The organism is Microbacterium sp. SS28 (assembly GCF_022761035.1).
Lineage (GTDB): Bacteria > Actinomycetota > Actinomycetes > Actinomycetales > Microbacteriaceae > Microbacterium.
Genome location: NZ_JAKWJP010000004.1, coordinates 524,308 through 537,642, shown reverse-complemented (window position 1 = coordinate 537,642; position 13,335 = coordinate 524,308). Strand labels below are relative to the sequence as shown.

Here is a 13,335-nt window from a genome sequence, read left to right as displayed (position 1 = left end):
CCTTACTGGTAAATCCGTGCAACGCCGGATTCCGTAATCGCGAACACGCCTTTGCCGCCGTCGGAGATGAGCAGGAGCACTTTGTCGTCGACGAGCTGCTTGTTGGCTGTCTTGTACTCGGTCGTCTTGTTGCTCTTCAGCTCGATCTTCGTGACGCCCTTATTCGTGCCGATCCACAGGTTCTTGCGGTTGTGGTCGAGAACCGAGGTGTTCACACCGCGAAGCGCGGGGAAAAGAGACGGCTTGACGTCGAATTCGTGGTTGACGAAGGTGTTGGCGTTCGAAAGGTGCGTCGGCATGTCAACGCCCGGGTTCGCGGTGGCGGGACGATAGGTCGCGTCCTGAACGAAGCCGATGTACTTCTTGACGGAGGCTTCGGCATCGGATGAACCGAGCTTGGTCAGCGCCTGATCGTAGGTGTAGAGCACCGTCGCCTTCCCTGCGGTGACAGGCGGGGCAGCCAATGCTGCCGGCGCCGCTCCTGCGAGGCTGGCGAGTAGGGCAAAGATGAGAACCGCTGGCTTCCATTTGAAGCGCATAGTTCTTCCTTCCTGGTTGTGATGTTGCAGTGTCTTGCTGGATTCAATCCGGTGTGTCCTTCGAGCTTTCGTAGTCCGCTGAGGCGCGCCCTCCATCAAGTTAGGAAACTTTACTATCCTGACGGTAGTTGGGTCGGGCCACGGTGTCAACGGTCGACTTCGTCCCTCGCGGCTCCCGCTACCGGGGGTGCGGCGGGGCGGGTGACGGCGGTGTTCGTTCCTCAGCTGCACGTGCCGGGTGCCGAGGTCGAGGTCAATCTCGGCGAGGCCTAGGGGTCAAGTCCTCCGCCACAAGCCGGAGCGCGTCGCCCGGCGCCACGCTGTTGGCTGCTGCCAGGCAGGCGGAGATCTTCACCGCGGCGCATGAAGCGTTCCCGGCCTCTTTCCCCTCCGCATGGCCCCAGTCATTGACAGAACCACTGTGTCTAGGTTCTAATCTCTAGATAGGAAGGTTTACTAACTAGGAAGTGACACCATGCGCAGAGTCGCACATGCCCGCCCGCTTCGGGACGCCAACGCCGCATTCGCGGTGAAGAAGCACCTGCAGACCGCCGTCGGGCTCGCGACGACGGGAGTCGCCGTTCTCGCCCTCGCCGGCTGTTCCGGCGGTGCGTCGGCCGCGGATGATCAGACCCTGCGGATTGCGATGGGTTCGCCCGGTGAGGCGCAGATCCGTGTCTGGGAGTCGGTGGCTGAGCAGTTCGAGGCCGACAACGATGGCTGGAAGGTCGACCTGAACTTCCAGGACGACGACATGTACCAGACCATCGGCCTGCCCAACCTCCTCAACGGCCGCAACGCGCCCGACATCTATTTCGAGTGGGTCGGCAACCGTCTGCTCGAACGCGACGCCGACGGGTTCGTCGCCGACCTGTCCCCGTTCATCGAGGACGGCCCCCTGACCGGCGTCCTCGACGAGGGCCAGTACGCCGCCGCCACGGTCGATGACCGGGTCCTGATGGTGCCGCACATCGCCGACGTCACGAACGTCCTCTGGTACAACACCGAGATCCTCGATGCCGCCGGCATCGAGGCGCCCACGTCGTGGGACGAGCTGCTCGACGCGTGCGACACCCTCGCCGCGGACGGCATCATCCCGATCGCGTCCGGCAACAAAGACCTCTGGGCCGCGGGCAACTGGCTCGCCCACCTGGTCTCCCGCGTGGTCGGTCACGAGGAGTACGACAAGGCGCTCAGCGGCGAAGCCGACTTCAGCGCCCCCGCATGGCAGGACGCGTTCGGCTACGTCGAGGACCTCGCCGAGCACAAGTGCGTCAACGAGTCGGTCAACGCGATCGACGACAACGAGGGCGCGCAGCTGTTCTTCCAGGGCAAGGCCGCGATGCACGCGATCGGCTCCTGGCTGGTGAGCTGGGCGATCGACGAGGCCCCCGACCTCGACTTCGACTTCGTCAACCTGCCCGCCATGCCGGGCGAAGCCGACCCTGACAGCGTCATCGGCGTCGTCACCGGCTACGTCGTCAACGCCAAGAGCGGCCAGGACAAGCAGGAGAAGGCTGCCGAGTTCCTCGCGCTGCTCAGCTCGGCCGAGAACACCGACGCCTTCATCGAGGCCGAAGCCGTCCCCGTCACCGCGACCGCGTCCGAGACGATCGACGAGCGCACCATCCGCCTCAACTCGCTGCTCTCCGAGTCGGCCGTGGTCATCAGCCCGCCCGACACCGGCTACGACCTCGACGTCGCCGACGCGTTCTACCGCAGCCTCGCCGAAGTGCTCGGCGGTCGCACGACCGCGGACGACGCTCTCACCCAGCTGCAGGAGCAGCTCGCCAAGTAAGCCCCGTGCGGGACCGAGGCAGACCCCTCGGTCCCGCACCGGCACGACCGGAGGACGCCATGAGGGCACACCGGCCTCTCGCCCCCTATCTGTTCATCGCACCCGCGCTCGCCGTCTTCGGCTTCGCCGTGCTCATGCCGTTCGTCTTCACCGGCGCCTACAGCCTCACCGACTGGGACGGCTACAGCGACGCCGTCTTCGTCGGCATCGACAACTACGCGCAGGCCCTGGGCGACACCGTCTTCCAGCAGTCGTTCCTCAACGTCGTCGTCTACATCCTCGTCACCCTCGTCGTCGAGGTGCTGCTGGGCCTCGTCCTGGCCGGGATCGCGATCTCCGTCAAACGCGGATCACTGTGGTTCCGGGTCGCGATCTTCACCCCCGTCATGCTCCCCATGGTCGTCGTCGCCGTCCTATGGTCCTTCGTCTACAACCCCGACTTCGGCCTCGTCAACGGCGCCCTGCGCGCCTTCGGCCTCGAAGACTGGACCCGCGTCTGGCTCGGCGACGAACAGACCGCGCTGCTGGCGATCTGCGTCGTCTCCGGCTGGGTCTACGCCGGCTTCTACATGACGATCTTCTACGCCGCGCTCCGCCAAGTCCCCACCGAGGTCGTCGAAGCCGCCCGCCTCGACGGAGCGAAAGAGAGCACCATCTTCTGGCGCGTGCGCGTCCCCATCATCCGCACCTCCATCGAAGTCGCGATCCTGCTCTGCGTCACCGGCGGATTCCAATCCTTCGACCTGTTCTACGTCCTCACCAACGGCGGCCCCTACCACGCGACCGAGATCCCCACCACCTACCTCGTGGAGTCCGTGTTCCACACCGGCCAAGTCGGCTACGGCTCCGCGATGGCCGTCGTCCTCACCGCCGTCGTCGTCACCATCGGCCTCACCGCCACCGCCCTCCGCCGCCGCGGCGACCACGACGAGCGGTCGGCACGCAAGTCCGCACGAAACGCCGCACGGGCCGCCGCACGAAAGACGGCCGCGCAGACCCCGACACCCGCGCCCGCCCCGAGCGCAGCATCCGTCCCCATCGAAAAGGAACTGGTCCGATGACCGCGAGCATCCGCCTCGGCCGAAGCCTCGTCTACCTCGGGCTCGCCGCCCTCGCGCTCGTCTTCTTCATCCCGCTCGTCTGGATGGTGCTCTCCAGCTTCAAAAGCAACGCCGAGATCTTCACCACCCCGTTCTCCCTGCCCACCGGAATCGACTTCACCATCTGGGCGCAAGCATGGGAAGTCGGCAACATCGGCCGCTACGCCCTCAACAGCGCGATCGTCACCTCGGTATCAGTCCTCGCGATCCTGGTGCTCTCCTCCGCCGCCGCCTTCGCATTCAGCCGCTACCGCTTCCGCGGCGCGAAACTGCTGCTCGGCCTACTCTCCCTCGGCCTGATCCTGCCGCTGCAGTCCTACTTCATCGCGCAGAGCACGATCTTCACCAACCTCGGCCTGACCGACACCTACTGGGCACTCATCATCCCCTACACCGCCATGGGACTCCCGCTCGCGACCTACCTCCTCAAAGTGTTCCTCGACGCCATCCCCGAAGAACTCTTCGAAGCCGCCCGCATCGACGGCGCCGGAGACTTCCGCATCTTCCGCATGATCGCCATGCCACTCCTGCGCCCAGGCCTCGCGACCGTCGCCGTCTTCTCCGCCCTCTCCTGCTGGAACGAATTCCTCCTCGCCCTGCTCTACATCCAAGACGACGAACTCAAAACCATCCCCACAGGCCTCCTCGCATTCTCCAGCCGCTACGTCACCGACTACAGCCTGCTCTTCTCCGCACTCTCCATCGTCACCATCCCGATGATCATCATCTACATCGCCTTCAACAAACAGATCACCGAAGGCCTCACCGCCGGCAGCATCAAATAACCCCACAAACAACGAAGAGAGCGGATGCCAACAGCATCCGCTCTCTTCGTTACTACAAGCCCCCCGGGGCCCGACGCTCAGGCCTACGCGTTCGCCGCGAGGTCGGGCGTCGCCGAGATGTCGGGCGTCGTGACGGCGCCGAGGGCGACCTTCTCGCCGCGCGGGGAGTTCTCGAACACGAACTCGCCGTTCTGCGCGTCGACCTTGATGTGGTCGCCGGCTTCGAGCTGGCCGTGCAGGATGCGCTCACTGAGGCGGTCCTCGACCTCGTGCTGCATCGCGCGGCGCAGGGGCCGGGCGCCGAGCGCGGGGTCGAAGCCGATCTCGATGAGACGCTCCTTGGCGGCGAGCGACAGCTCGATCGTCATGTCGCGGTCGAGCAGACGCTCGCCGAGGCGCTTCGTGAAGAGGTCGACGATCTGAATGAGCTCGGGCTTCGACAGCTGCGGGAAGACGATGATGTCGTCGACGCGGTTGAGGAACTCGGGCTTGAAGTGCCGCTTGAGCTCTTCCTGCACCTTGCCCTTCATGCGGCTGTATGACGTCTCGTTGTCGCCCTCGACCTGGAACCCGACCGGACCGCCCGCGATGTCGCGCGCGCCGAGGTTGGTCGTCATGATGATGACGGTGTTCTTGAAGTCGACGACGCGCCCCTGACCGTCGGTCAGACGACCCTCCTCGAGGATCTGCAGGAGCGAGTTGAAGATGTCTGGGTGGGCCTTCTCGATCTCGTCGAAGAGCACGACCGAGAACGGCTTGCGGCGCACCTTCTCGGTGAGCTGGCCGCCCTCTTCGAATCCGACGAATCCGGGAGGGGCGCCGAACAGACGCGAAACGGTGTGCTTCTCACCGAACTCGCTCATGTCGAGCGAGATGAGCGCGGCCTCGTCGTCGAACAGGAACTCGGCGAGCGCCTTCGCGAGCTCGGTCTTTCCGACGCCCGTGGGGCCGGCGAAGATGAACGAGCCGTTGGGGCGCTTGGGATCCTTGAGACCCGCACGCTGACGACGGATCGTCTTCGAGAGGGCTGCGATCGCCTCTTCCTGGCCGATGACCCGCTGGTGCAGGGCCTTCTCCATGAAGACGAGGCGCGAGGACTCCTCCTCCGTGAGCTTGAAGACCGGGATGCCGGTGGCCTGCGCGAGCACCTCGGCGATCAGGCCCTCGTCGACGACGGCGTGGGATGCGACATCCCCGCTGCGCCACTGCTTCTCGAGGCGCAGGCGCTCCGCGAGCAGCGACTTCTCCTCGTCGCGCAGCGACGCGGCCTTCTCGAAGTCCTGATCCTCCGACGCCTGCTCCTTGTCCTGACGGACCTTCGCGATGCGCTCGTCGAACTCGCGCAGCTCAGGCGGCGACGACAGGATCGACAGGCGCAGGCGGGCGCCGGCCTCGTCGATCAGGTCGATGGCCTTGTCGGGCAGGAAGCGGTCCGAGATGTAGCGGTCGGCCAGGTTCGCCGCCGCGACGATCGCGCCGTCCGTGATCTGCACCTTGTGGTGCGCCTCGTAGCGGTCGCGCAGCCCCTTCAGGATGTTGATCGCGTGGGGCAGGCTCGGCTCGGCGACCTGGATCGGCTGGAAGCGGCGCTCGAGGGCGGCATCCTTCTCGAAGTGCTTGCGGTACTCGTCGAGCGTCGTGGCGCCGATCGTCTGCAGCTCGCCGCGCGCGAGGAGCGGCTTGAGGATCGAGGCGGCGTCGATCGCGCCTTCGGCGGCACCGGCACCCACGAGGGTGTGGATCTCGTCGATGAAGACGATGATGTCGCCGCGCGTGCGGATCTCCTTCGTGACCTTCTTGAGGCGCTCCTCGAAGTCACCGCGGTAGCGGGATCCGGCGATGAGCGAGCCGAGGTCGAGCGAGTAGAGCTGCTTGTCCTTGAGCGTCTCGGGCACGTCGTTCTTGACGATCGCCTGCGCGAGGCCCTCGACGACGGCGGTCTTGCCGACGCCGGGCTCGCCGATGAGGACGGGGTTGTTCTTGGAGCGGCGAGACAGGATCTGCATGACCCGCTCGATCTCCTTCTCGCGCCCGATCACGGGGTCGAGCTTGTTCTCGCGCGCAGCCTGCGTGAGGTTGCGGCCGAACTGGTCGAGCACCTGCGAGCCGCCCTGGGCGCCCTGCTGCGCCTGGTCGTGCGCAGCGCCGCTGACGGCCGCCGGCTCCTTGCCCTGGTAGCCCGAGAGCAGCTGGATGACCTGCTGGCGCACCTTGTTGAGGTCGGCGCCGAGCTTGACGAGCACCTGTGCGGCGACGCCCTCGCCCTCGCGGATGAGACCCAGGAGGATGTGCTCGGTGCCGATGTAGTTGTGGCCGAGCTGCAGCGCTTCACGCAGTGACAGCTCGAGCACCTTCTTGGCGCGCGGCGTGAACGGGATGTGCCCCGTCGGCTGCTGCTGGCCCTGCCCGATGATGTCCTGCACCTGCTCGCGCACAGCGTCGAGCGAGATGCCGAGGCTCTCGAGCGCTTTCGCTGCGACGCCCTCGCCCTCGTGGATGAGGCCGAGCAGGATGTGCTCCGTCCCGATGTAGTTGTGGTTGAGCATCTTCGCCTCTTCCTGGGCGAGGACGACCACACGACGGGCACGGTCGGTGAATCTCTCGAACATCGTTTTCCTCCAGGGCGTTCTGCATGCCGTTGCACTCCGGGCGCCTTACAAAGAGGGTAACGACGGACCGGATGCCGTATGCCGGTGTTCGCCGTAGGCATAGTGTCGCGACGCCTTGTGTCACAGGACGCCGGAGGCATATCGTTCATCGATAACAACGTTTATCGATAGGGAGGGACGGCCTCATGCCGCTGGAGTTCTTCGTCCTGTGGGTCGCCGTCCCCATCGCGATCGTCGCAGTCCTGATCGCCATTCTCGCGGGCAGGCGGTCTCCACGCTCGGTCAGCCTGTCGAGGGCCGAATCCTGGACCGCTTCACTCATCGGCGCGGGCGCCATGCTGGCGGCTCTGGGCGGCGTCGTGACCCTCGTGAGCACCGGAGCCCTCACCCTCGGCAGCGACCCCCTCCAGATTCGCGATATGCCGTACTGGGGGTCGCCGATCGATCGACTCGAGGGAGTCGACCACATCGCATGGAGTGGGTACGAATCCGCGTGGCTCGACGTCGCGGGTGTGCCGGCGGGAGCTCGATGGCTTCTGTTCCTCGAAGGCGGCCTGCCGGCGCTGGCTGCGATCTGCATCGGCGTAGCCGTCGCCTGGCTCGCGATCGCACTGATCCGTGAACGCCCGTTCGTCCGGGCGGTCCCGACGGCGATCCTCATCGCTGCGATCGCGGTCGGCGTGGGCGGGATCGGAAGTCAGGCCGCCGGCGCATTCGGCCGCGCGGCCGACGTCGACTATCTCAGCAACGCCGCGGTGACCGCCGACAACGACGGCACCGGCGCGCTGGCCTACTTCACGCTCGCGCTCGATCTCGCCCCGATGGGCTGGGCCCTCGGTCTCGCGCTCGTCGCGGCGGCCTTCCAGATCGGCACGAGGATGCAGCACGACACCGAGGCGCTGGTGTGACGCCCGCCGACGACGACGGCCCCTCGGGCATCCACTGCCGTCTCGACGAGCTGCTCGAGGCGCGCGGCATGACCCTCACGCGCCTGTCCGAGCTCGTCGGCGTCTCGGTCGTGAACCTCTCGGTGCTCAAGAACGACCGCGCCCGCGCCATCCGCTATTCGACGCTGTCCGCGATCTGCAGCGCCCTCGACTGCGAGGTCGGCGACCTCCTGGTCCGCGCCGACTGACAGCCCGGCCCATGGTCCCCAGCGGCATGTGGCGGGTTCCGCGGCCGAGCACCCATCGTTCGCCGCTGCCGAGCCGAGGAGGCGCACGCTCCGCGGCGGCAATGGCGGGTGCGCCCGCGGCCGACTTGCGATCTGGCGCTGGCGAACGCCCCCAGCAGACGGTCCAGACGGAGACGGATGCTGGTCGCTCGAGGCCCCGTCGGGCACCGATGAATCCCGCATGGGCGGCGCAGCTGTCGGCTGGCCTCAGAGCGACGCCTGAGCGATCGCTCGGCGCACGCGTGCACACAAGCTCGAGGACTCGCCGAAGATCTCCTGCTTGGCGACCCGGATCACGCGCCACCCTGCCTCAGCGAGTCGGTCGTAGCGAGCGAGGTCACGCGCCCACTGCACAGGGTCCAGGAGGTGATGCTCGCCCTCATATTCGACGGCGATCTTGAGCGCGGGATACGCGAGGTCCACCCGAGCGATCCAGGCTCCGTCGTGGAACACCTCGAAGTTGGCGACCGGCTCGGGCAGGCCGTCGTCGACCAGGATCAGCCGTGTCCAGGTTTCCGGCCTCGACTCCGACCCGACCCGGACTCGTGGAAGCGCCCGCCGAAGCGCGCCGATCCCCTGCCGTCTGCCCGCCGTGACGGCGAGTTCGAGTTGCGCAATCGACGTGAGTGCCGACGGGTCCTCGACGTGACCCGGCTCGCGGACGACCGCGTCCCCGGCAGCAATGAGGTCATAGGGGTTGTGGAGGGTCACCCCGAGCATCGCCCAGGTCGAAGCCGGGCTCGCGACTCGGAGCCCGGTCGCACGATGCACCTGCGTATGCGCGAGGTGCAGCGGCATCTGATGTCCGCGGGTGCCTGAACTCTCGGGACTTCTTCTGGGTGAGAACACCGAGATGTCGATGAGCGCGCTCTTGAGCACGACAAGCGGGAGCGGTATGCCCCAGATCACCGCCGCGGTGACATGGCTGAAGAACTGAGACGGGGGCATGCGATGGGAGTAGTACTCGGCGAGGCGCAATATTCGGCGCTCATGCTGATCCCGCTCGCCGCCGTCGAGCCCTCGTCGCCGTGCGCGCACGCCATGAAAGGGCCGGTCAAGATCGGCCGCACGCAGTCGGGATCGCGCGACGCCTTCCTTGTGCGCCGCGGAGGTCGAGAAGGCGTCCCCCAGCCGCGGAGGCAGTTCCTGCCGTCGAGTCATCCGCCCAGCGTGGAGCCACGGTTCCGGCCGGGGGCGCCGAGGGCGCCCGCTCGGGGGAGTTCAACCGGCCCGCATTGCCTGTGCAGGAGATGAGGCCGTTCGGCTCCCCTGCGGCATCGGGCGAGTCACCCGGGCACCCACCCTCCACTCGCCGCAGGCGAGCCGCCGGCTCAACGCATCGCAAGCGGCAAATGGCAGGTGCGCACGGGCTCGACTCGCCATCTGCCGCCGGGGAGCGATGAGCCGCGGGAAGACCCAGGGAGGGGTTCGGGATGCCGCGGCCGCGGCATCCCGAACTCTCACGCGTTGACGCCGTAGATGGGGATGCGGACGTTGTCGAATTCGCCGCCCGTGAGGATGGCTTCGACGCCCGAGTTCTCCTCGAGTCCGTTGACCGCCGTGACGACGGCGCGGGGGGCCATGTCCATCGTGCAGACCTGGTCGGCGGGCGGCGTCTCGTAGGTCACGGTGACCTCGGCCGGGCCGGTCGCGGCGACATCCGAGATCACAGGCGCGCACGAGGACGAGCCCCACGTCAGAACCACAAACTGGCCCTGCACGGTCGCCCATCCGGCGCTGGGGAGGTAGTCGGTGCCGGCGTCTCCGGGCGTGAGTCCCTCGACCCCGGCGAGCTCGACCTCGCCGCGGTAGTCCAGACCCGTCACGACGATGGGCAGGTTCTGTGCGGGGTCGACGTCCGCGGGCACGCCCACGAGAGTGACCCGCGGTACGAGGTCGGCGGTGCACGGCTCGTCGGCGTCGGGCTCGACGAGCGTCACCTGCAGGGCGCCGTCCTTCACGACGGCCTCTTCGGCCTGCGGGATGCACGTCGAGGATCCGAGCGTCACGAGCCCGATCATGCGCCCGTTGTCGAGCCACGCCGCTCCGAGGTCGGGATCGAGATCCGGAGCGGAGGTCGTCTCTTCCGCGGGCTCGGTCGGCGTGGCATCGCCGGTCTGCGACGCACAGCCGGCGAGGAGCAGACCGGCGAAGAGGACCGCGCCGAGCGCGGCGAGGGGAGAACGGGCCATGATCATGCCTTTCGACAGCGGTTGCAGCATCGCGCAGACTCCGCCGCGCCCCGACATTCCCATCATGGCGTGCCGAGGTCGCGAGACGACAGAGGTTCGATCACGCGGCGATCACGACTTGCCGCGAGTTCACTGAAGCGCGGACGTGAGCCGCGCGAGGTTGTCGAGCACCGTCGAGCGCAGCGGCTGCTTCTCCCACTCCTCGAGCGTCAGTTCGCGGCTCAGGTCTCGGTACTGCTGCTCGACGCCGCGCATCTCGCGGATGAACTCCTCGCCGCGCACGAGCATCGAGATCTCCATGTTGAGACCGAACGAGCGCATGTCCATGTTGCTCGATCCGATGATCGCGACCTCGTCGTCGATCGTCATGGACTTCGAGTGCAGGATGAACGGCTTGCGGTACATCCAGATCTTGACGCCGGCGCGCAGGAGCACTTCGTAGTAGCTGCGCTGCGCGTGGAAGACGACGGCCTGATCACCCTCCTCCGAGACGAACAGCTCGACCTGGAGCCCTCGGTGGCAGGCCGTCGTGATCGCGTTGAGCAGCGCCTCGTCGGGGACGAAGTAGGGACTCACGACGATGACCTTGCGCTGTGCGTAGTACATGAGCCCGAGGAAGAGTCGCAGGTTGTTCTCGAACTCGAATCCGGGGCCCGAGGGCACGATCTGGCAGTCCAGATCGCCGGGGCCGGCGGTCACACTGAACAGGTCGATGTCGTCGGTCAGGATCTCGTCGGTCTCGCTGTACCAGTCCGAGAGGAAGACGGCGTTGACGGATGCCACCACCGGCCCTTCGACCCGCACCATGAGGTCGACCCAGTGCAGGCCGCGCTTCAGGTTCTTGCGCAGGTTGTACGTCGAGTCCGTGACGTTCTGCGATCCCATGAACGCGACGATCCCGTCCACGACGAGGAGCTTCCGGTGATTGCGCAGGTCCGGGCGCTGGTACTTGCCCTTCAAGGGCTGGACCGGGAGCATCAGCTGCCACTGCACGCCCATGGCCCGCAGCCGCTTGACCGTCTTGCGGTAGAACGGCTTGCCGCGGTTGGCCCAGTGATCCAGCAGCACCCGCACCGTCACACCGCGCTCGACCGCCTCCTCCATCGCCCGGAAGAAGCCCTCGGTCGAGGCATCCGACTGCAGGATGTAGAACTCGACGTGCACGTACCGCTTCGCCTCGGCGATCGCGGCCGCCATGGCGTCGAGGCTCTCCTGGTAGTCCGAGATGAGGTGCGCGCCGTTGTCGCCCGCGAGCGGCATCGCACCGAGGTTGCGGTTGAGCGTCACGATCGAGGTGAACCATTCGGGCGCGTTGGGGCGGAGCGTGCCGAAGTCCAGGTGCGCGCTCGTGTCGTGGATGTACTCGTTGATGCGCTCCTGCTTGCGCCGGCGCTTGCGCGGCAGGCGCGGGTTGCCGATCAGCAGGAAGAGGAAGACGCCGATGATCGGAATGAAGTAGATCGCCAAAAGCCAGGCGGTCGCGGAACTCGGACGGCGGTTGCGCGGCACGATGATGATCGCGAGGATGCGCACGGTCAGGTCGAAGAAGAAGACGAGGACGAGCCACCACGAAGCGTCGAACGTGATCGTGAGCACCCCGGCCGACCCCTCATCCCCCGCCGACGAGCGGCGGTCTGCCCAGCGTACTGCCCGGCCGGGACGTCAGCGGGGAGTCTCGACCGTCGAGGTCTCGATCGGCGGCAGCCCCCGCTTGGCGCGCTGCTCGGCCTCGATGCGGGCGTAGGCCCGCCGCTCGTTCCGGTCGGCGCGAATGATGGAGCGGAGGATGTAGAAGAAGAGGAGGCTTACGACGACGGTCGGCAGAAGCGTCCAGAACACCGCCACCCAGTAGTCATCCACCCCTCCAGGATACGCGGTGCGATGCGCACCCTCCGCCCGGCGACCTGTGGATAACGGCGCCCTCTCCCCAGTGCCCGCCTCCGTGGGTTTCCGCGTATGCCGCCCCGCCAGCCTCGACGCATGACGACCATCGTGAAAGCCGCCAGCGCGGCGCAGTTCCTGTCCCTCGTCCCCCGCCTGCTCGGCTACCGCCCGACGCAGAGCCTCGTGCTGATCCCGTTCGCCGGCTCGCGGAGCCTCGGCGCCGTGCGCCTCGACCTGCCCGACGACCCCGCCTCCGCGGACTCCGTGGCGGCGACGGTCCTCGGCATGGTGTGCCGCCTTCCCGACGCCGACGCCCTGGTCGCCATCGTCTACACCGACGATGCGTTCGCAGACGGGATGCCGCACGCGGGCCTGCTGACCGCGATCGTCGATCGCGCCGATGCGTGCGGCATCCGGGTGTCCGACTCGCTGTGCGTCGCCGCCGATGCGTGGGGCTCCTCGTTCGACCCGGGACTTCCCTCCGCCGGGCGCCCGCTCGCCGAACTCGGCGACGAGCCCCGGGGCGCCGCGCACCTCCCGATCAGAGACGGCGATCAGGCGGGTGGAGCCGACCTTCCCGCCGCGCAACCCGGCGAGCGCGAGGGCGTCGCCCGCGCGCTGCAGAGCCTCGCGGATGCCGTGGGCCTGCTGTGCGGAGCGGATGCCGCTCCCGACGCCGCGCGGCAGCCCTCGGCGTCCCACGAGCGCATCGACCCGCTCGCGCTGTCGACGGTCTGCCTGCTGGACAACTTGCCCACCCTCTTCGAAGACGTGCTGGACTGGGACGCCGCGTCCCTCGCACCGTACGACGCGGCGGCGCTCATCTGGTGCCTGGCCCGGCCCGCCCTGCGCGACATCGCGCTCGTCGAGTGGTGCGGCGGGCTCGCGGCGGGCGAGGAGGCGTTCGATGCGCAGCTGCGCTGGGAGGCCGGCGAGGAGTACCCCGCCCACCTCGCGATGCACATGTGGGGCGAAGGCGCGCGCCCAGACCCCGAGCGGCTCGCGCGCGCGCTCGAGATGGCCCGGCGGGCGGCCACCGTCGCACCTGCGGCGCTGGCCGCCGGTCCGCTCGCCACGTGCGCGTGGCTCGCGTGGGCGCTCGGCCGTTCGACGCACGCCGACCTCTACGCACGGCAGGCGTGCGACCTCGAGCCCGAGCACGGCCTCGCCGAGATCGTGCGGTCGTTCGTGCACGCGGGACACCTGCCCGATTGGGCGTTCCGGCGGCGCTGATGCGCCGGGATGACCGTCGCG

The 13,335-nt window shown here is 67.6% G+C and carries 12 protein-coding genes; 6 read left to right on the top strand and 6 right to left on the bottom strand.

Annotated features, from left to right (window positions below):
* Nucleotides 1–2 precede the first annotated feature (2 nt).
* Nucleotides 3–539, bottom strand: coding sequence for a hypothetical protein (locus MJ607_RS13995; RefSeq protein ID WP_243076209.1), 537 nt, complete (start codon nucleotides 537–539; stop codon nucleotides 3–5).
* 475 nt (nucleotides 540–1,014) lie between these two features.
* Here MJ607_RS13995 and MJ607_RS13990 point away from each other — a divergent pair, with 475 nt between their 5' ends.
* The 3 genes from MJ607_RS13990 to MJ607_RS13980 are packed head-to-tail and all read left to right on the top strand — an operon-like array spanning nucleotide 1,015 to nucleotide 4,222.
* Entirely contained in the window at nucleotides 1,015–2,337 is a 1,323-nt protein-coding gene (locus MJ607_RS13990; protein ID WP_243076208.1) for an ABC transporter substrate-binding protein, read from the top strand.
* Nucleotides 2,338–2,396: 59 nt separating this feature from the next.
* Nucleotides 2,397–3,398, top strand: a complete 1,002-nt coding sequence (locus tag MJ607_RS13985) for a carbohydrate ABC transporter permease (protein ID WP_243076207.1) — start codon at nucleotides 2,397–2,399, stop codon at nucleotides 3,396–3,398.
* The gene (locus MJ607_RS13980) at nucleotides 3,395–4,222 is read left to right on the top strand and encodes a carbohydrate ABC transporter permease (protein ID WP_243076206.1); all 828 of its coding nucleotides are present in this window, start codon (nucleotides 3,395–3,397) and stop codon (nucleotides 4,220–4,222) included. Before MJ607_RS13985 ends, MJ607_RS13980 begins: the two co-directional genes overlap by 4 nt.
* Nucleotides 4,223–4,305: 83 nt before the next feature.
* Here the strand turns inward: MJ607_RS13980 and MJ607_RS13975 are convergent, their stop codons facing one another.
* Complete coding sequence (locus MJ607_RS13975) at nucleotides 4,306–6,831, bottom strand: ATP-dependent Clp protease ATP-binding subunit (RefSeq protein WP_243076205.1); 2,526 nt, start codon at nucleotides 6,829–6,831, stop codon at nucleotides 4,306–4,308.
* Between the two features lie 185 nt (nucleotides 6,832–7,016).
* On the opposite strand from MJ607_RS13975, the gene MJ607_RS13970 reads away from it, so the two are divergent.
* Together MJ607_RS13970 and MJ607_RS13965 are read left to right on the top strand one after the other, a co-directional pair.
* Nucleotides 7,017–7,739: a hypothetical protein gene (locus MJ607_RS13970; protein WP_243076204.1), complete on the top strand. Its 723-nt coding sequence runs from the start codon at nucleotides 7,017–7,019 to the stop codon at nucleotides 7,737–7,739.
* Entirely contained in the window at nucleotides 7,736–7,966 is a 231-nt protein-coding gene (locus MJ607_RS13965; RefSeq protein WP_243076203.1) for a helix-turn-helix transcriptional regulator, read from the top strand. Before MJ607_RS13970 ends, MJ607_RS13965 begins: the two co-directional genes overlap by 4 nt.
* Nucleotides 7,967–8,212: 246 nt before the next feature.
* Here MJ607_RS13965 and MJ607_RS13960 read toward each other — a convergent pair whose 3' ends face one another.
* From MJ607_RS13960 to MJ607_RS13945, 4 genes are all read right to left on the bottom strand, one after another.
* Nucleotides 8,213–9,166: an endonuclease domain-containing protein gene (locus MJ607_RS13960; RefSeq protein ID WP_243076202.1), complete on the bottom strand. Its 954-nt coding sequence runs from the start codon at nucleotides 9,164–9,166 to the stop codon at nucleotides 8,213–8,215.
* 299 nt (nucleotides 9,167–9,465) lie between these two features.
* Nucleotides 9,466–10,197 carry a hypothetical protein gene (locus tag MJ607_RS13955; protein ID WP_243076201.1) on the bottom strand — a complete coding sequence of 244 codons (732 nt, stop codon included), beginning with the start codon at nucleotides 10,195–10,197 and terminating at the stop codon, nucleotides 9,466–9,468.
* A 129-nt stretch (nucleotides 10,198–10,326) separates the two neighbouring features.
* Nucleotides 10,327–11,784 (bottom strand): cardiolipin synthase, encoded by a 1,458-nt coding sequence (gene cls / locus MJ607_RS13950; protein WP_374238060.1) that lies wholly within the window; start codon nucleotides 11,782–11,784, stop codon nucleotides 10,327–10,329.
* A 75-nt stretch (nucleotides 11,785–11,859) separates the two neighbouring features.
* Nucleotides 11,860–12,057, bottom strand: a complete 198-nt coding sequence (locus MJ607_RS13945) for a hypothetical protein (RefSeq protein ID WP_243076199.1) — start codon at nucleotides 12,055–12,057, stop codon at nucleotides 11,860–11,862.
* A gap of 120 nt (nucleotides 12,058–12,177) precedes the next feature.
* Here MJ607_RS13945 and MJ607_RS13940 point away from each other — a divergent pair, with 120 nt between their 5' ends.
* Nucleotides 12,178–13,314 (top strand): DUF4192 family protein, encoded by a 1,137-nt coding sequence (locus MJ607_RS13940; protein ID WP_243076198.1) that lies wholly within the window; start codon nucleotides 12,178–12,180, stop codon nucleotides 13,312–13,314.
* Nucleotides 13,315–13,335 lie beyond the last annotated feature (21 nt).

Coding starts and splice junctions, on each gene's coding strand:
- MJ607_RS13995 (WP_243076209.1), bottom strand. CDS start 539: ATGCGCTTCAAATGGAAGCCAGCGGTTCTCATCTTTGCCCTACTCGCC.
- MJ607_RS13990 (WP_243076208.1), top strand. CDS start 1,015: ATGCGCAGAGTCGCACATGCCCGCCCGCTTCGGGACGCCAACGCCGCA.
- MJ607_RS13985 (WP_243076207.1), top strand. CDS start 2,397: ATGAGGGCACACCGGCCTCTCGCCCCCTATCTGTTCATCGCACCCGCG.
- MJ607_RS13980 (WP_243076206.1), top strand. CDS start 3,395: ATGACCGCGAGCATCCGCCTCGGCCGAAGCCTCGTCTACCTCGGGCTC.
- MJ607_RS13975 (WP_243076205.1), bottom strand. CDS start 6,831: ATGTTCGAGAGATTCACCGACCGTGCCCGTCGTGTGGTCGTCCTCGCC.
- MJ607_RS13970 (WP_243076204.1), top strand. CDS start 7,017: ATGCCGCTGGAGTTCTTCGTCCTGTGGGTCGCCGTCCCCATCGCGATC.
- MJ607_RS13960 (WP_243076202.1), bottom strand. CDS start 9,166: ATGACTCGACGGCAGGAACTGCCTCCGCGGCTGGGGGACGCCTTCTCG.
- MJ607_RS13955 (WP_243076201.1), bottom strand. CDS start 10,197: ATGGCCCGTTCTCCCCTCGCCGCGCTCGGCGCGGTCCTCTTCGCCGGT.
- MJ607_RS13940 (WP_243076198.1), top strand. CDS start 12,178: ATGACGACCATCGTGAAAGCCGCCAGCGCGGCGCAGTTCCTGTCCCTC.